Raw genomic sequence first — 17,850 nt, 5'->3', positions numbered from 1 at the left:
TCCGCGATCAGCTGGTCTTGCCGAGATGCTCCAGCGCATCCTCGGCGCGCAGCGGCACCCGCGACACCTCGTTGTTGAGATCGACGAGCTGCGCCAGCAACGCCATCAGCATCTTGCGATCCGCGGCCTTCAGCGGCGCCAGCATGCGGGCCTGGGCCCGATCGACCGCCGGCATGATCGCACGGAGCAGTGCTCCGCCCGCCCTGGTCAGATAAAGCAGCTTGACGCGCTTGTCCTCGGCCGACGGCCTGCGCTCGATATGGCCCTTGCTCTCCAGCCGCTCGATCACGCTGCCGAGCGTCGAACGGTCGAAGGCGATCACCGCCGACAGCCTGGTGGCATCGATGCCCGGGTGCGTTTGGATCGCGACCAGCGCCGCATATTGCACCGGCGTCAGGTCGAACTCGCGGCACTCCTCAACGAAAATGGACACCGCAATCTGCTGCATCCGCCGGAACAGATAGCCCGGCTTGGTGTAGACTGCGTCCATCGTGATGTCGGGCGGCCTACTCGGCATCGGCCTGACGCTCCGGAGCAGCATCGGCGAAAGCCGGCAACGCCTTCGCCGCGGCTTCGGCCTGCAGCAGGCGCGGGAACGCTGCGACATCGACGCCGAAGCGGCGTGCATTGCCAAGCTGCGGCACCAGGCAGAGATCGGCCAAGGTTGGCGTCGCGCCGAAGCAGAATGGGCCAGGCTCATGCCTGATCAGCGCTTCGCACGCAGCGAGCCCCTCGCGGTTGGCCCAGCCGGCCCAGGCCGTGACCTTGTCCTCGGGCAGGCCGAGTTCCCGGAGCCGCGCCAGCACCTTCAGGTTCTGCACCGGATGGGTGTCGCAGGCGAGCACCTGCGCGAAGGCACGGACCTGGGCGCGGCGCAACGGATCCTTCGGCAGCAGCGGCGGCTCGGGATGGGTCTCATCGAGCCATTCGATGATCGCAAGCGACTGGATCAACGCGGCGCCGCTGTCGTCCTCGAGGGTCGGGACGAAGCCCTGCGGGTTGAGCGCGAGATAGTCGGGCGCGCGCTGCTCGCCCTTGCGGAGGTGATGCGGCAGATGCTCGGCCGTGAGACCCTTGAGATTGAGCGCGATCCTGACGCGATAGGATGCGCTGCTGCGGAAATAGCCGTGCAGCTTCATCATGGCAGTCCCCCCGAATTGATAGCTCTGGCTGCAATTGACGGTAGCGGAATTGACAGTATACTGTCAATCAAGAATGACATCTGATCGGGAGGCGCGTATGGCCGCAGTTTCGACCCCGGAACGCGAGGCGTTCTACAAGAAGATCGACGGCGAAAACATGACGGCGCTGTGGACCGTGATGAGCGATCTCATCACGCCCGAGCCAAAGAGCGCCTGCCGCCCGCATCTGTGGCAGTTCGCGGCGATCCGCGACTACATGGTCGAGGCCGGGCGGCTGATCACGGCGAAGGAAGCCGAGCGGCGGGTGCTGATCCTGGAGAATCCGGGCCTGCGTGGGCAGTCCAAGATCACCACCTCGCTCTATGCCGGCATTCAGATGGTGATCCCCGGCGACGTTGCACCCGCCCATCGGCACAGCCAGTCCGCATTGCGCTTCGTGCTGGAAGGCAAGGGAGCCTTCACGACCGTCGAGGGCGAGCGCACCCTGATGAAGCCGGGCGACTTCATCATCACGCCGTCGATGACCTGGCACGATCACGGCAACGAGACCTCCGAGCCGATGTTCTGGCTCGATGGCCTCGACATTCCCCTGGTGCAGTTCCTCGACGCCTCCTTCGCGCAAGGGTCGCAGGAGGATCAGCAGAAGATCGCACGCCCCTCAGGCGACAGCTTCGCCCGCTATGGCCACAACCTGCTGCCGGTCGACGCCAAGCGCAGATCGCGGACGTCGCCGATCTTCAACTATCCCTATTCCTACACGCGGGAGGCGCTGGAGAGCGCCAAGCGAAGCGAGGAATGGGATGCGTGCCACGGGCTGAAGCTGAAATTCTCCAATCCGGAGACCGGTGATTTCGCGATGCCGACGATCGGCACCTTCATCCAGCTGCTGCCGAAGGGCTTCAAGACTGTGCGCTATCGCTCGACCGACGCGACCGTGTTCACCGCGATCGAAGGCAAGGGCCGCAGCCGCATCGGCGACCAGACCTTCGAATGGGGACCGCGCGATCTGTTCGTCGTTCCGAGCTGGCAATGGGTCAGCCATGAGCCGGACGAGGATGCCGTGCTGTTCTCGTTCTCGGATCGCCCGGTGCAGGAGAAGCTCGACCTGTTCCGCGAGGATCGCGGCAACGCGTGACGGGCCAATCAGCGCCAGCGCAGGAGCCGCGCTTCCAGCATGCTGATCAGCCGGCCGACGGCGAGGCCGAACAGCGACAGGATCAGGATCCCCGCCATCAGCTGATCGGTCTGCATCAGATTGCCGGCCTGCAGCACGAAGGTGCCGATGCCGGTCTCGGCGCCGATCATCTCCGCCGAGACCACCAGCATCAGCGCCACCGACGCGGTGATGCGGAAACCAGCGAGGATCGAGGGCAGCGCCCCGGGCCAGATCACGCGGCGGACGATGGTCGGGAACGGCACGTCGAAGCTCTGCGCCATGCGGATCAGGTTGCGCGGCACCGCATCGACGCCGCTATAGACCGAGATCGTGGTCGAGAAGAACACGCCGAGCGCGATCGTCGCGATCTTCGGCTGCTCGCCGATGCCGAGCCAAAGAATCAGCAGCGGCAGCACGGCGATCTTCGGAATCGGAAACAGCGCCGAGACGAAAGTGATGCCGATGCTGCGCGCAATGCGCCACAGGCCGATCGAGAAGCCGACGACGATGCCGGTGGCGGTGCCGAGCGCCCAGCCGGATACGATGCGCACGAACGATGCCGAGACATGCTGCCAGAGCGCGCCACTTTCGGCCAATCGATACAGGGCACGCAGGATCATCAGCGGCGTCGGCAGGAACAAGGGATTGACCAGGGCGAAGCTGCCGATCAGTTGCCACAGACCGAGAGCCGCCGCGAGCGCGAGCCACCCGGCCCAGCGGCTTGCGGCCGGCGTGAAGCCGCCGCCCCGGAACGGCACCTTCCGGGCCTGCGTGCCGACCACCTCAGGCGGTTCGGCCGGGGAGCGTTCAAGCATTCTGAACCTCGCGCTCGGCATCGATTGCCTCGGTCCGGATCAGCCCCCAGAGCTCGTTCTGCAGGTCCAGCAGTTGCGCGCGTACTCCGGCATCGCCGCGGCTGCGCCGCCTCGCCGGGACGCTGACGACCTTCCGGATGCGGCCAGGACGACGCGACAGCACGACGATGCGGTCGGCGAGCCGCACCGCCTCCTCGAGATTATGCGTGACATAGACCGCGCCCATGGTGCCGTCGGCGAGCAGATCGACGAAGTCCTCCATCAACAGCTCGCGGGTCTGCGAGTCGAGCGCCGACAACGGTTCATCCATCAGCAGGATCGCCGGGCGGACCGCCAGCGCCCGGGCAATGCCGACCCGCTGGCGCATGCCGCCCGACAACTGCTTGGGATAGACGGTCCGGAAGTCTGCCAGCCCGGTCCGCTGCAACGCATCGTCGACGGCGGCGGCGCGCTGCTGCGCCGACAGAGATGTATGGAGGAGCGGAAAGGCAACATTGTCGGCGACGCTTGCCCACGGCAGCAGCGCGAAGTCCTGGAACACGAACGTCAGGGGATTGAGGCTGCCGGGCGGCGGGGCTCCGCGCAGCAGCGCCTGACCTTTGCTCGGCTGCAACAACCCTCCGAGGATCGCCAGCAGCGTGCTCTTGCCGCAGCCGGACGGCCCAACGACGGCGACCACCTCGCCGGCTCCGACGGTGAATGATACGCCATCGAGCACTTCGAGCGCGTCGAAACGATGGCTGATGGTCTCGGCGATCAGGTCCATGTCAGGCGATCCCGCTGCAGTTCCGCGCTGCGCCCGCCTTCATCAATCCGGCTTCACAAGGTCTTTGGCGATGATCGCGGCCGCATCATAGCCCTGGTCCGCGAACCCCTGCGCCTGCAGCCATTTGATCTGGCTGTCGATGTTCTTCACATCGAGCTTGCCGTCAGGATCGATATAGGCGCAATTGCCGACCACCTGCTCGACCGGTAGGTTCGTATACTTGCCGATGATTTCCAGCAATGGCCTGGTCGTGCCGTCGATCGCGGCAGTGCCGTCCTTGACCGAGGCGAGCACGACATCATGATACTCGCGCTCGGCGCGCTGAAGCGACGCCAGCAGCTTGCCGACCAGCGCCGTGTTGGCCAAGATTTTCGGCCCCGCGAACACGCCGCTGACCTGCCACGGCGTCTCGTCGCCAACCCAGCCAAGATGCTTGACGGCGCCCTCCTCCATCAGCTTGCGCGCGATGGAAACCGGCATCAGCGCCGCGTCGACGGTCTCACCCTTGATTGCCGCCGACATGTTGGACATCGATTGCAGCGGCACGATCTTCACGTCGGCGAGCTTGAAGCCGTATTTGTCGGCCAGCAGTCCCACCGAATAGTGAAAGCTCGACCCGACCTGGGTCATCGCCACGCGCTTGCCGGCAATATCCTTCGGCGCCTTGAGACCTGCCTCGTAAGCCTTGTTGCTGGCGAAGTAGCCGATCAGCGGAAACCCGGGGCGGTCACGGCTCATGCCGGCGATGATCTTCAACGCGCCCTTGCCTGCGAGGTTATACAGTCCTGCGGTGAAGGCGGTCACCCCGACATCGACGTCGCCGGTGGCCGTCGCCACGGCGATCGGTTGCGCTGCATCGAAAAACTTCAGCTCGACGTCCAGGCCAGCTTCGCGGAAGTAGCCCTTGTCCAACGCGATGAACACTGGCGCGGACGAGGACAGCCGGAGAACGCCGATCCGGAGCTTGGCGTCGTCGGCCAGCGCGGTGCTGATCGATACGAGGCTCCAGAGCAGCCCCAGGACGACGCCAACGTATCGGAACATCACACTCTCCAAGATCTGGCGACCCCGCACACCCGGCCTCACCCACGACGCCGACTTGTTGCAATATTTCGAGCTTGATGTCGCGCCAAATTTTCGGGAGTCGGGAGATCGCAGCCTCAGAGGACGGGCGTCTTGCTCCAAGCCGGCTCGTCCATCACGGTAACGCGTGTTGAGCTAAACGCCCTTGCAGTCGGCGGTCCGGTCCTTCCGCGACCGTGAGCTTCTTGCAGGCGCCGTGAAACGTCTCGATCCCCTTCAATCCATCCTCTGCACGGACCGACTTGGCCGGCAGGCTCGCCGCGCCGAGGGCCAGCAGCCAAACGGATGAAGCTGTCTTTCTCATCACGATCCTCTGACAAAGTGGATATTGCCGAGCAGGCCGGATTTGCCGCGTGGACCGTACGGTGGCGAGTGACGACCGGCGACGCAGCGACGAGCTCTCCTGCTGGCTCATCCTGCTTGCGCACAGGGGTGACAGCCTCAGAAGGTCTGCATCACTGGCTTCTCGCCATTGGACAGAAATAGCCCTTCAAAGCGGCCGATCTCGCTGTCGGCCGTGCATTCGATCAGGTCGGGTCCCTTGAAGGGATTGCCGTGACGGCATTGCCCCTTCGCCGTCACCTTGTTGATCGTCTTGCGACTTTGGCCAATGATCATCATATCGACCGGCGTGACGAACTTGTCCGGTCCGGGTTGCTCCTGCAGATCGCCGCGGTTCGAGAACGTGACCACGCTGCCGTCGAGCAAGGTGAAGTAGAAGCCGGTGCGCTGATCGTCATAGTCGGTATTGAGCAGCGCGCCCTTGCATTCGGAGCTGCGATCCTCTCCCGCGACGATGAGCTTCTGGCAAGTCCCCTTCACGACCACCATGCCGGTGAGCCTGGCATCAGCGCGCGACGGAGCCGCAGAGAGCATCAGCACGCCGAGCGTGCACACCGACACCGCCAACACTGCCGACTTCATCGAACTCCCCTCCCCTACCTTTAGATATGACTATGCCTCAACCTCCGGTGACAGAAAAGTTCTATTTTTGTTCTCATGCCATTCTTCTCCGAAAGAGGTACTCGGCCGTCAGCCGGCACGCGCGTCGAGAGTCTCCAGCCACGCCGCAAACGCCTCCGTCAGGTCCTCCATGACGGCCCGATCATTCCGGCCGGAGCGCGCAGGCACGTGGAAGGCGTGGTCGGCCTGATCGATCCAATGCGACGTCGCGCGCGGTCCCAGCCGCTTCACGACGGGCTCGAGCAGCTCCATCTCCGCAAGCTTGTCGCGCGTCCCCTGCAGGAACAGCATCGGGACCTCGATCGCAGCGAGATGATCGGCGCGCGCGATGGAGGGCTTGCCGGCGGGGTGAAGCGGAAAGCCGAGAAAGGCGAGCCCGGCCACGCCTGGCAGCGGCGCTGCACTCTGCGCCTGCGACGTCATGCGCGCCCCGAACGACTTGCCGCCCGCGACGAGCGGCAGCCCCGGACAGAGCCGGGCGGCCTCCGCCACGGCAGCCCGCACCGCGGCGTGGGCGAGCGCGGGCGGATCAGGGCGCTTGCTGCCCTTCTCCATATAGGGAAACTGGAAGCGGAGCGTCGCGATGCCGCGCGCGGCAAGGCTTGCGGCCGCTTGGTTCATGAAGACGTGGGTCATGCCGGCGCCCGCGCCATGGGCGAACACGAAACAGGCGCGCGGCCGCGGCGGGGCCATGAACAGCGCGGACACGATGTCCGCGCCGTCGACGGGAAACGCAAGGGAACGCGGCTGGTGCTCGGTCATGCCCCAGAGTGTGAGCCTGCGTCCCCTGCGTCAACTCCACTCGCCACCGGTTTGCGGCTCAGGCCGCGGTCCGGATCGTCTGCAGGAAGTCGGCGACATTGCTCTTCAGCGAAGCGGCCTGCTGCTGCAGCGCGGCGGCCGCCGCCAGCGCAGCTTCAGCGCCGGCATCGGTCTGCCCGGCCACGTTACGCACGTCGCCGATCTCCTGCGTGACCGCCGCCGTGCCGCTGGCCGCCTGCTCGACGTTGCGGGCGATCTCGCTGGTCGCGGCCCCCTGCTGCTCCACCGCGGCGGCGATCGCATTGGAGATCTCGGCAATCTCCCGCACGGTCGTGCCGAACTGGGCGATCGCGCCGACCGTCTCCTGCGTCGCGCTCTGGATGGTCGCGATCTGGCTCGAGATCTGCTCCGTCGCCTGCGCGGTCTGGGACGCCAGATTCTTCACCTCGCTCGCGACGATCGCAAATCCGCGGCCGGCCTCGCCGGCGCGCGCCGCCTCGATGGTGGCGTTGAGCGCCAGCAGGTTGGTCTGGCTCGCGATCGCCTGGATCAGCTGCACGATGGTGCCGATCCTCTCCGCCGCGCTGGACAGCCCGTCGATCAGCTCGGACGTCCGCTGGGTCTCGTGCGTCGCCCGGGTCGACACCGTGACCGAACGCTGTACCTGGGAGGAGATCTCCCTGATCGAGGCCGCGAGCTCCTGGGTCGCCGAGGCCACGGTCTGCACATTGACGGACGCCTGCTCGGCCCGGCTGGCGACCGCCTCCGCAAGGCCACGGCCGCGTTCTGCGACGCGTGCAAGCTCGCTGGCGCTTTCGCCCATCTCGGTCGCACGCCCGCCGACGCCGGTGATGACGCCCTGCATGCCTTGCTCGAATCGACCAGCCAGATCGGACATCATGCGGGCGCGCTCGGCCTCCGCAGCTTCACGCTGTGCCGCGGCCTCCTGCTCCATGCGGCGTACAGCAAGCGCATTGTCACGGAAAATCTCCACGGCGCGCGCCATCCGGCCGATCTCGTCGCGCTGCTCGCCGCCGGGAATCGGCTGATCCAATTCGCCGGCCGCCAGCGACTGCATGCGGTCGGTCATGCCGCGGATCGGGTTCGACACGCTGGCGCCGATCAGCCAGGCCAGCACCGCTCCGAATATCACGGCTGCGGCTGCAGTCACGATGATGGTCTGCTTGGTATCTTCGACCGCGACGCCGGTCCTCGCGGCCTGCTCTGCGCGCGCCGCACCGAGCTGCTGGTTGATCCGGCTGACCTGGGTATCGATCGAGGCGCTCGCCTTGGCGAGCTCCGCCTGCTTGGCGCGCAGGTCAGTGGCCACCTTGATCACCTCCTCGAGCGCAGCCGCATCCGCCGTGAGAGCCTCTTTCAGCGCACCAACCAGCGCCTTCAGCTTGGCATCATCGACACCCGCGATCTCGGCCTCCGTATCGGCAATCGCGAGCTTCGCATAGACGAAGGTGAGCCTGGCATCGTCGGCATCGCCATTCGACAACGTGTTGGTATAGCGCATCACCGCGATGCGGACCGCGTCGACGACGCTGGCCAGACGCAACGGATTCATCAACGGCTCGCTGCCCGCGCGATTGGCAAGGGCAACCTGGATACCGCCCATGTTGATTCCGGCAACGGCGCCCAATGCGTCGGTCTTGGTCGTCGCCGCGCGCAGGCGGTCCACGGCCTCGGCCGCAGCAGCGAACGATGAGCGATAGGCCGCCAGCGCGTTTCGTACCGGGCCCACGCCGTCAGCCAGCACCTTCAGCCTGCCGGACTGCTTCTCAACCTGATCGGCGAGACCACCGACGGCGTCGATGGCCTTGCTGGCGGCATCCTTGTCACCGACGTTCCAGGTCCGGATGAATCTCTCAACCGCGCCGTTGGCAGCGAGCAGCGCGGCACGCACCTGCGACATGCCGGCGTCCCCGGCCGCGCTGGTGACGAGTTCGTCCACGGTGCCGCCGATGCGCCCGACCTGGATCATGGCGAAGCCGCCGAGCAACACCAGGAAGCTCAGGATCAAGGCAAAGCCGCCGAAGATTCGCGGGCGGACACCGATCCAAGACATCAGAGAAGAAAGTTTCATCGATTTGCCCGGCTGTTTCACGGAGTGGACCTGATAGTGGCGAGCAGCTCCTTGCCGAAGCGCTTCTCGAAGTCGGGATCGAGCGGCCTGACCGCATCGACGAAGGTCTTGCGATCGAACGTCTCGATCACCTCCATGCCGCCCTTGCGCAGCTCGTCGAGCTTCTGCGCATCGAGCTGGGCCTGCCAAGTGACCTCCGCAGCCGCCTTGGCGGCGGCAACCAGCGCGTCACGGTCCGCCGCATCGAGATGATCGAACATCGCGCGGTTGGCGACGAAGGCGATCGGCGCGAAGAAATGGCCGGTGAGCGTCAGATATTTCTGCACCTCGTCGAAGCGATTGGCCGCGATGGTGGCGACCGGATTTTCCTGACCGTCCAGACGACCGTCCTTGAGCGCGGCATAGACCAGCGGAAAATCCATCGGCATCACGTCGGCGCCGAGCGCCTTGAAGGTCATCTGGTAGACGGGATTGGGGATCACGCGGATCTTGAGGCCCTTGACGTCATCGACGGTACGGACCGGACGCTTCGAGTTGGTGAGATTGCGAAAGCCCTGCTTGCCCAGCGCCAGCAGCACCAGTCCCTTGTCGGCGAACTTGGCGCCGATCGCGGCGGCGACCGGCCCTTGCGCCACCGCCTTGGCATGCGCGGTGTCACGGAACAGGAACGGGATGTCGAAGACGCCGAGCTCGGGGACGACCGCGCTGGCGATGCCGCCGGACACCACGGCCACGTCCACCGCGCCGCTCCGGGTCGCAGCCAGCACCGCCGCCTCGCTGCCGAATGCGTTGCCCGCACGCTCATCAATGATGAGCCGCTTGCCGGCCAGCGCCTGCAGCTTCACGCGAAATTCGTCCGACCCGACCTGCTGGGGGTTCTGAATCTGCGAGTTGAAGACCAGCGACACCATTCGCGGGGACGCCGTCGCCGCTTGGGATCCGAGCAGGGTTCCCGCCAATGCCAAGAAACAAACTTCAAGCAGCTGTCTGCGCATGAAACACCGGGCTCGTTTTTCCTCGATGCACAACTACCAGCGAGATATGGTTAAGATGTTAAGACGCGATTCCCGTCTTGCCCGCTTCAGCCATTCACTCCCTGATAGTCACATGCGATACGGCCGTAAAACTACGGAGACCGCCGAGTTCACCTGTCGATTCAAAGCCTGAGGCGCGGCGCGATATTTGATTTCGATTTATCGTAAATGGCGAGACCGGACCGCTACGCAAGAGCGGCAGGCTCGATCATCGGCGCATGGCCCCTGACAGCATCACTCGCTTGCCGGCAACCGTAGGAACAGCCATCAGCAGCGCGTTGGCGACGTCCGCCGCCGCGATCGGCTTGTAGTTCGCCGGGATCAGGAAGCCGATGATGTTGTTCAGCCTGTTGCCCCATTCCTCGCCCGGTCGGCTCGGCTGTCCCAGCTCCGCCCGCGGGCCGACCAGCAGCGAAGGCCGCGCGATCACCAGTCCCTCGAAGGGCAGCGCGGTCAGATCGTCCTCGAGCTCGCCTTTCACCCGGCTATAGAAGACGGGCGAGGTGCTATCAGCCCCCATCGCGCTGACCAGACCAACGCGCCTGGTGCCGCTCGCGAGCGCGGCCTTGGCGACGGCGAGGTTGGCGTCGTGATCGATGGCGCGGAAGGCGGCCTGGCTCCCGGCCACCTTGATCGTGGTCCCGAGAGCCAGATAGAGCTCGTCGGCCGGCGGCAGCGACGGCAGCGCGGTGAAATCCACGACATGCGCCGTCAGCTTGGGCGAATGGTCAGGCGGCGCGCGGCGGCCGACGACATGCACGCGATCCACGGTCGGATCGGCAAGCAGGCCGCGAAGCAGCTCCCGTCCCACCAGCCCGGTCGCGCCGGCAATGATCACGGTCCGGTTCGTCATGCGCGGTCTCCACTCACAACTCGCCGCCCAAGGTAAGCATGGCCGCGGAGATAGGGAAGACCGCAACGACACGCCGCCGAATGGCATGACGCTGCAGACATGACGCCGCAGAGGGGACATGCCCTCCGCGGCGCCTCATCGCCATCCGCCTCAGGCGCCCTTGCGCCGCTCCGCCGCCTTGGCCATCGCCGCCGCAAGCGCGCCGCCGCCCGACGACTTCTCCTCACGCGTGGTCATGCGGGCCGCCGGCGGCCGTGCGCTGGTCCGCTTCTCGCCCTTCGCCGGCAGCGGATCGGACAGCCGAAGTGTCAGCGAGATGCGGTTGCGCGGCACGTCGACGTCGAGCACCTTCACCTTCACGACCTGCCCCGGCTTCACCACTTCGCGCGGATCGTTGATGCGCTTCTCGGACATCGCCGAGATGTGGATCAGGCCGTCCTGGTGCACGCCGATATCGGCGAAGGCGCCGAACGCCGCGACGTTGGTGATGGTCGCCTCCAGGATCATGCCGGGCTTGAGATGGGTGATCTTCTCGACGCCCTCCTGGAAGGTGGCCGTCTTGAACTCCGGACGCGGATCGCGGCCGGGCTTCTCCAGCTCCTTGATGATGTCGGTGACCGTCGGCACGCCGAAGCGCTCGTCGGCGAACTTCGTCGGGCTCAACGCCTTCAGCACCTTGGTCTCACCGATCAGCGCCTTGATGTCGCTCTTGGTCGCCTCGAGGATCTTCTTCACGATCGGATAGGATTCCGGATGCACGCCGGAGGCGTCGAGCGGATTGTCGCCGTCGCGGATGCGCAGGAAGCCGGCGCATTGCTCGAACGCCTTCGGTCCGAGCCGCGGCACTTCCTTCAGCTTGTCGCGGCTCGGGAATGGGCCGTTGCTGTCACGGTGCGCGACGATGTTCTGTGCGAGGCTCTCGCCGATGCCCGACACGCGCGCGAGCAGCGGCGCCGAGGCGGTGTTGAGGTCGACGCCGACCGCGTTCACGCAGTCCTCGACGGTGGCATCGAGCGCACGCGCGAGCTCGTATTGATTGAGGTCGTGCTGATACTGGCCGACGCCGATCGAGGCCGGCGGTACCTTGACGAGCTCGCCGAGCGGATCCTGCAGGCGGCGCGCGATCGAAACGGCGCCGCGGATCGACACGTCGAGATTGGGGAATTCCTTCGCGGCGAACTCCGAGGCCGAATAGACCGACGCGCCGGCTTCCGACACGATCGCCTTGGTCAGCTTGAGATCCGGCTTCAGCTTCATCAAATCGTTGACCAGCTTCTCCGTTTCACGCGACGCAGTGCCGTTGCCGATCGCGACCAGCTCGATGCGATGCTTGATGCAGAGCTGCGCGAGCGTCAGCATGCTCTCGTTCCACTGCCGCTGCGGCTCGTGCGGATAGATCGTGGCGTGGTCGACGAACTTGCCGGTGCGGTCGATCACCGCGACCTTGACGCCGGTACGGAAGCCGGGATCGAGGCCGAGCGTGGCGCGGCCGCCAGCGGGAGCAGCGAGCAGCAGATCACGCAGGTTCGCCGCGAACACGCGCACCGCCTCCTTCTCCGCCTCCTGCCACAGCCGCATGCGGATATCGAGCGCCAGCGAGGTCTTGATGCGGGTGCGCCAGGCCCAGCGCACGGAGTCCGACAGGAACTGATCGGCCGGGCGGCCCTGACGCGAGATGCCGAAGGTCACCGCGATGCGGTTCTCATACAGCGTCGGGTCCTTCGAATCCTCCGGCTCGCCATCGCCGAAATCGAGCTGCAGCACCTCTTCCTTTTCGCCGCGCAACATCGCCAGGATGCGGTGCGACGGCAGCTTGGTGAACGGCTCGGAGAAGTCGAAGTAATCGGCGAATTTCGCGCCCTCGGTCTTCTTGCCGTGCCGCACCGTCGCCTTCACGGCGCCGCGGGTCCACATCTCCTCACGCAACGAGCCGACGAGATCGGCGTGCTCGGCGAAGCGCTCGACCAGGATCGCGCGCGCGCCTTCCAGCGCCGCCTTGACGTCCTTGACCGGATTGTCGCCGTCCTTCTTGATGAACGCCTTGGCCTCGACCTCCGGCGCCTTCATCGGATCACCGATCAGCATGTCGGCGAGCGGCTCGAGCCCGGCCTCCTTCGCGATCTGCGCCTTGGTGCGGCGCTTCTCCTTGAACGGCAGATAGATGTCCTCGAGCCGGGCCTTTGTGTCGGCGGTCGCCAGCGCCAGCTCGATCTCGGGCGTCATCTTGCCCTGCGCCTTGATGCTCTCGATGATCGCGCTGCGCCGTGCATCCATCTCGCGCAGATATCGCAGCCGTTCCTCCAGCGTACGCAACTGCGTGTCGTCCAGCATGCCGGTCGCCTCCTTGCGATAGCGCGCGATGAACGGCACGGTCGCGCCGCCGTCGAGCAGGTCGATCGCGGCCTGGACCTGGGCATCCCTGACGGCGAGCTCAGCGGCGATGATGGAGGCAAAATTCGACACGGTGTTCTTCCGAGATTCGTGACGGGGGCTGATTGGATAGGAGTGCACGCGCGCCAGCGCAAGCGGCTGGCGGACGCTCTGTGGGCAACCGTGACAAAAAAGACCGGTTGCGAATCATGTAAAACGCTGCCGCGACCGGGCCATCGCGTTGCACATGAGGCGCAAATCACTGATTCTTGCAGGCTGAGGGACGATTCGTGCAGGCCACGGCTGCGACATATCTCGACGATCTCAATCCGGAGCAGCGCCGCGCCGTCGAGCATGGCGGTGCGCTGGCCGCACCGGGCCCGCCGCTGCTGATCATTGCCGGCGCGGGATCGGGCAAGACCAACACGCTCGCGCATCGCGTCGCACATCTGCTCGTCAATGGTGCCGATCCGCGCCGTATCCTGTTGATGACGTTCTCGCGCCGCGCGGCGAGCGAGATGAGCCGCAGGGTCGAGCGCATCGCCCGCAAGGTGCTGGGCGGCAAGGCCGAGCCGATCACGGCCGCGCTCACCTGGGCCGGCACGTTTCATGGCCTGGGCGCGCGGATGCTGCGCGACTACGCTGAGCGTGTCGGCCTCGACCCTGTGTTCACGATCCATGATCGCGAGGATTCCGCCGACCTGATGAATCTGGTGCGGCACGAGCGCGGCTTGTCCAACACGCAGCGGCGCTTTCCGACCAAAGGCACCTGCCTTGCGATCTACTCGCGCTGCGTCAACGCCGACATGCCGCTGGAGGAAGCGCTGGTGCGGCACTTTCCATGGTGCGCGGAATGGGTCGGCGAGCTGAAGGGCCTGTTCGCGGCCTATGTCGAGGCCAAGCAGGCCAACGCCGTGCTCGACTACGACGATTTGCTGCTCTACTGGGCGCAGATGATGGCGGACGAAACCATCGCGCGCGAGATCGGCGATCGCTTCGACCACGTGCTGGTCGACGAATATCAGGACACCAACCGGCTGCAGTCGCAGATCCTGCTCGGCTTGAAGCCCGACGGCGCGGGACTGACGGTGGTCGGCGACGACGCGCAATCGATCTACGCCTTCCGCGCCGCCACCGTGCGCAACATCCTCGAATTTCCCGATCAGTTCAGCCCGCGCGCCGACATCGTCACGCTCGACCGCAACTACCGCTCGACGCAGCCGATCCTCACCGCGGCCAACGGCGTGATCGGGCTGGCGCGCGAGCGCTTCACCAAGAATTTGTGGACGGACCGCACGAGCTCGCGCAAACCGCAGCTCGTGACGATCAGCGACGAGACCGACCAGGCGCGCTACATCGTCGAGCAGGTGCTGGCGAAGCGCGAGGAAGGCATCGTGCTGAAGCAGCAGGCCGTCCTGTTCCGAACGTCGTCGCACAGCGGGCCGTTGGAATTCGAGCTCACGCGCCGCAACATTCCGTTCGTGAAGTTCGGCGGGTTGAAGTTCCTCGATGCCGCCCATGTCAAGGACGTGCTGGCCTGCTTGCGCTTCGTCGCGAATCCGCGCGACCGCATCGCCGGCTTCCGCGTGCTGCATCTGATCCCCGGCATCGGACCCGCGTCGGCGCAGCGCCTGCTCGATGCCATCAGCGAGAGCGCCGATCCGATCGCACGGTTGTGTGAGCAGCCCGCGCCGGCGCGCGCCGGCGAGGATTGGACGGCGTTCGTGCGTGCGTTGGAGCAGTTGCGCGTCTCGGAATGGCCCGGGGATATCGAGCGCGTCAGGCACTGGTATCAGCCGCATCTCGAGCGCGTTCATGAAGATGCGGAGGTGCGAACCGCCGACCTGCTGCAGCTCGAGCAGATCGCGAGCGGCTATCCGTCGCGCGAGCGTTTCCTCACCGAGCTGACGCTCGACCCGCCCGACGCCACCTCCGATCAGTCCGGCGTGCCTTTGCTCGACGAGGACTATCTGATCCTCTCGACCATCCATTCCGCCAAGGGCATGGAGTGGAATTCCGTGCACATCCTCAACGTCGTCGACGGCTGCATGCCCTCCGATCTCGGCGCCGGCACGAGCGCCGAGCTGGAAGAGGAGCGCCGGCTGCTCTACGTCGCCATGACCCGCGCCAAGGACGATCTGCATCTGCTGGTGCCGCAGCGCTTCTTCGTCCATGGCCAGCCGGTGCGCGGCGATCGTCATGTCTATGCCTCACGCACGCGGTTCATTCCGGAAGCGCTGGTGCCGCTGTTCGAACGCACCAGCTGGCCGCGGGCGCAGCCCGGCGCGGCGTATGCGAGCCAGGGTCCGCGCATCGACCTCGGTGCCCGCATGCGCGAGCGCTGGCGGTGAGCGGATCCTTCGCCCTCCCTGCTACGAACTGGGCCCTTGCTGCTTGCGCAGTTTGCGTCGTTTGGCCGGATCTCTCGCCGCGCAAGCGGGGCGAGGTAAGCACCGCGCTCGCCGCAGGATCTAATTTCATCACGTCTCGGCTTTCCTCTCCTTCCACTGCGCCCGAAACCACGCCCAGGTCTGCCGCGTCACCGCAATGTAGCCCTCGCCGCGATACTTGATCTCGCCGTCGACGATCGCATGCAGCTTCGGCAGCGCGTGGAACGGCACCGCGGGATAGGCGTGGTGCTCGACGTGATAGGGCATGTTCCAGGCGAGCCAGTGCACGGCGCGCGTGGTGAAGGTGGTGCGGGTGTTCTGGAAGGCGCTCCTGGTATGGTCGCAGCCGGTGTGTTCGGCGTAGAGATAGGGTCGCAACACCAATTGCCCCAGCAGCAGCGGCAGCACCCAGACCCACAGCAACAGCGCGCTGTGCAGCGCGAGCGAGCCGAGCAGCAGCAGCGCGTAGCCGGCGGCATAGGCGCGCGCCTCGCGCACGATGGTCGCGCGGCGGCCGGCAGGCACCCATGGCACCGTCACCTCGCCGGTGATCGCATGTTGCAGCAGCAGTCGCAGCCGGCCGGCCATCTGGACCAGGCCGGAATAGGCGATCGCGAGCTGCGTCTCCGAGCGCGGCTTGGGGCCGACGATCAGCTCTGGGTCTCTCTCGGGATCCTGGGTATGGCGATGATGCTCCCAATGGAACAGGCAATAATATTCATAGGGCAGTCCGATCAGGAAGCCGGAGACGTTGCCGACCGCGACGTTGAGTGCACGGCTGTCGAACGCGGTCTTGTGGGCGGTCTCGTGCACCGCCATGAACAGGAACGCGACGAGCACTCCCTGCAGCAGCAGCAGAGGCAACACCCATAGGACGCCGTGGGTCGATGCGATCAGGCCTATCAGCGCGCCGACGAGAGCGATCGCGCCATAATGACCGAGCGTACGCAGCGCGCCTTCCAGGTTGGAGCGCTTGCACAGCTCCTGCAGCATCATCGGCGTCAGCAGCTTGGGGCGGGGCGCGAACTCTTCGGTGGTCACATCACTCATGGCAGGCTCGCAGATCAGCTCTTGAGAAGGGTCGAGACGTTGGCGTTGATGAAATCGCGGTCCGCCGGGATGCGGATCGGATTGCCCGCGCGGTGGCCGTGGATCGAGGGGATCGGCCGCAGCGCCGCGGAGCGGGCGTTCACCAGCTTGGGAAGTTCTCGCTCGTTGTCGCGCCAATCGAAGTAGCGGTCGGTCTGGCCCGGCATCAGCAACATGCGCGCGGTGATCGCGCCGAGCGCACGGTCGAGATCGCCGCCGAACGCCGCGCAATTGCTGATGTCGCCGCCCTGCCAGATCGCGATCTGCGTCAGCAGGTTGTTCGCGTCGCGATGCGCGAAGGCTAAGTCCCAGGTGGCGACGAGATAGTCCTCCTGCGAGGCAAAGCCCTGCGCGCGCCAGACCTCGTCGCGATAGAACTCGTAGGACATCGCCCAGCCCGCATAGATCCGCCCCATCGCGCGCAGGCCGGCCACCGGCTTCTCGGCGAAGCGGCCGTTGCGAAATGCGGGATCGGCCATCAGCGCCGCCTTCACCGCGTCGAGAAACAGGTGATTGTAGGGCGAGCAGCGCGCGCTGCCGCACACCACCGCCGCACGCTCCACCATGTCCGGATGACAGGCGGCCCAGTGATAGGCCTGCATACCGCCCATCGACCAGCCATAGACCAGCGCGATCCGGCTGATCCCGAACTGCTCCTCAACGAGCCGCCGCTGCATCGCGACCGCATCGTGATAGCTGATGGACGGGAACGGCGCGTCGCCGAACAGCTCGCGCGTATTCGAGGGCGACGACGACAGCCCATTGCCGAACAGGTTCGGAATGATGACGAAGTACTTGGTGGGGTCGAGCGCGCCGCCGGGCGCGATCAGCCATTCGATGTCGATATGCTGGGCACCGAACGAGGTCGGATAGAGGATGACGTTGTCCTTGGCCGCATTCAGCGTGCCGTAGGTCTTGTAGGCGAGCCGCAGCGACGGGAACGTCACGCCCGATTGCAGCACGACGTCGCCCGCCTCGAAGTTCTGATAGTCGCTGCCCGCCGCCATGCACGTCATCCCGTGTGATCGATGAACGGAGCCTAGGTGATGCGCGGCCGGGCCACACGCCCATTTTTTGGCATGGCATGACCGCGCAAGAGGCGCGGGCGGCAATCGCATCAGCCGAGGCCATGGGTTCGTACCCTCGCGGCCGCTCCAGCCCGAGCTTTGTCCGGATCGCGTGCCCTCTGAAACGTGAGGGCGCAGGGAAGACCGGGAGCTTGCCGCCCCCATGGCCCGCCTGCGAAAAAAATGCAGGCGGCAGGAACCACAGGTTCGGCTGGGACATCCGGCGGGCTCAAGCGGTGGTCGCAACACCAAGTGTTTTCATTCGTGA

The 17,850-nt window shown here is 65.8% G+C and carries 16 protein-coding genes; 2 read left to right on the top strand and 14 right to left on the bottom strand.

Annotation, left to right across the window (positions count from 1 at the left end):
- Window positions 1–7 precede the first annotated feature (7 nt).
- Together QW881_RS25355 and maiA are read right to left on the bottom strand one after the other, a co-directional pair.
- A complete protein-coding gene (locus QW881_RS25355) occupies window positions 8–517 on the bottom strand; it encodes a MarR family transcriptional regulator (RefSeq protein WP_315753920.1) in 510 nt (169 codons plus the stop codon).
- Window positions 507–1,139, bottom strand: a complete 633-nt coding sequence (maiA, locus tag QW881_RS25350; protein ID WP_315753993.1) for a maleylacetoacetate isomerase — start codon at window positions 1,137–1,139, stop codon at window positions 507–509. The genes QW881_RS25355 and maiA overlap by 11 nt, the downstream gene beginning before the upstream one ends.
- 100 nt (window positions 1,140–1,239) lie before the next feature.
- Between maiA and gtdA the strand changes: the two genes are divergently transcribed.
- Entirely contained in the window at window positions 1,240–2,277 is a 1,038-nt protein-coding gene (gtdA, locus tag QW881_RS25345) for a gentisate 1,2-dioxygenase (protein WP_315753922.1), read from the top strand.
- 8 nt (window positions 2,278–2,285) lie between these two features.
- On the opposite strand, the gene QW881_RS25340 is transcribed toward gtdA, so the two are convergent.
- The 10 genes from QW881_RS25340 to QW881_RS25295 form a co-directional block, all read right to left on the bottom strand.
- Window positions 2,286–3,113 carry an ABC transporter permease gene (locus QW881_RS25340; RefSeq protein WP_315753924.1) on the bottom strand — a complete coding sequence of 276 codons (828 nt, stop codon included), beginning with the start codon at window positions 3,111–3,113 and terminating at the stop codon, window positions 2,286–2,288.
- The gene (locus QW881_RS25335) at window positions 3,106–3,879 is read right to left on the bottom strand and encodes an ABC transporter ATP-binding protein (RefSeq protein WP_315753926.1); all 774 of its coding nucleotides are present in this window, start codon (window positions 3,877–3,879) and stop codon (window positions 3,106–3,108) included. The genes QW881_RS25340 and QW881_RS25335 overlap by 8 nt, the downstream gene beginning before the upstream one ends.
- A 42-nt stretch (window positions 3,880–3,921) precedes the next feature.
- Window positions 3,922–4,923, bottom strand: a complete 1,002-nt coding sequence (locus QW881_RS25330; protein WP_316158867.1) for an ABC transporter substrate-binding protein — start codon at window positions 4,921–4,923, stop codon at window positions 3,922–3,924.
- Between the two features lie 154 nt (window positions 4,924–5,077).
- Window positions 5,078–5,266: a hypothetical protein gene (locus QW881_RS25325; protein WP_315735088.1), complete on the bottom strand. Its 189-nt coding sequence runs from the start codon at window positions 5,264–5,266 to the stop codon at window positions 5,078–5,080.
- 137 nt (window positions 5,267–5,403) lie between these two features.
- A complete protein-coding gene (locus tag QW881_RS25320; RefSeq protein WP_315753930.1) occupies window positions 5,404–5,886 on the bottom strand; it encodes a hypothetical protein in 483 nt (160 codons plus the stop codon).
- 108 nt (window positions 5,887–5,994) lie between these two features.
- The gene (locus QW881_RS25315; protein ID WP_315753932.1) at window positions 5,995–6,687 is read right to left on the bottom strand and encodes an alpha/beta family hydrolase; all 693 of its coding nucleotides are present in this window, start codon (window positions 6,685–6,687) and stop codon (window positions 5,995–5,997) included.
- A gap of 58 nt (window positions 6,688–6,745) precedes the next feature.
- Window positions 6,746–8,761 (bottom strand): HAMP domain-containing methyl-accepting chemotaxis protein, encoded by a 2,016-nt coding sequence (locus tag QW881_RS25310; protein WP_315753934.1) that lies wholly within the window; start codon window positions 8,759–8,761, stop codon window positions 6,746–6,748.
- A 35-nt stretch (window positions 8,762–8,796) separates the two neighbouring features.
- Window positions 8,797–9,690 carry a TRAP transporter substrate-binding protein gene (locus tag QW881_RS25305; protein ID WP_315753936.1) on the bottom strand — a complete coding sequence of 298 codons (894 nt, stop codon included), beginning with the start codon at window positions 9,688–9,690 and terminating at the stop codon, window positions 8,797–8,799.
- Window positions 9,691–10,021: 331 nt separating this feature from the next.
- Window positions 10,022–10,666, bottom strand: coding sequence for a nucleoside-diphosphate sugar epimerase (locus tag QW881_RS25300; protein WP_315753938.1), 645 nt, complete (start codon window positions 10,664–10,666; stop codon window positions 10,022–10,024).
- Window positions 10,667–10,816: 150 nt separating this feature from the next.
- Complete coding sequence (locus tag QW881_RS25295; RefSeq protein ID WP_315753941.1) at window positions 10,817–13,129, bottom strand: Tex family protein; 2,313 nt, start codon at window positions 13,127–13,129, stop codon at window positions 10,817–10,819.
- 197 nt (window positions 13,130–13,326) lie between these two features.
- On the opposite strand from QW881_RS25295, the gene QW881_RS25290 reads away from it, so the two are divergent.
- Window positions 13,327–15,387 carry an ATP-dependent helicase gene (locus QW881_RS25290; protein WP_315753943.1) on the top strand — a complete coding sequence of 687 codons (2,061 nt, stop codon included), beginning with the start codon at window positions 13,327–13,329 and terminating at the stop codon, window positions 15,385–15,387.
- Between the two features lie 129 nt (window positions 15,388–15,516).
- Here the strand turns inward: QW881_RS25290 and QW881_RS25285 are convergent, their stop codons facing one another.
- On the bottom strand, window positions 15,517–16,476 hold the full coding sequence (locus QW881_RS25285; RefSeq protein WP_315753945.1) for a fatty acid desaturase: 960 nt from the start codon (window positions 16,474–16,476) through the stop codon (window positions 15,517–15,519).
- 14 nt (window positions 16,477–16,490) lie between these two features.
- Window positions 16,491–17,522, bottom strand: a complete 1,032-nt coding sequence (locus QW881_RS25280) for an alpha/beta fold hydrolase (protein WP_315753947.1) — start codon at window positions 17,520–17,522, stop codon at window positions 16,491–16,493.
- Between the last annotated feature and the right edge of the window lie 328 nt (window positions 17,523–17,850).

Origin of the sequence: Bradyrhizobium sp. SZCCHNS3016 (assembly GCF_032484535.1) — a bacterium.
Classification (GTDB): Bacteria; Pseudomonadota; Alphaproteobacteria; order Rhizobiales; family Xanthobacteraceae; genus Bradyrhizobium.
This window is presented reverse-complemented; position numbering and strand designations above follow the sequence as displayed.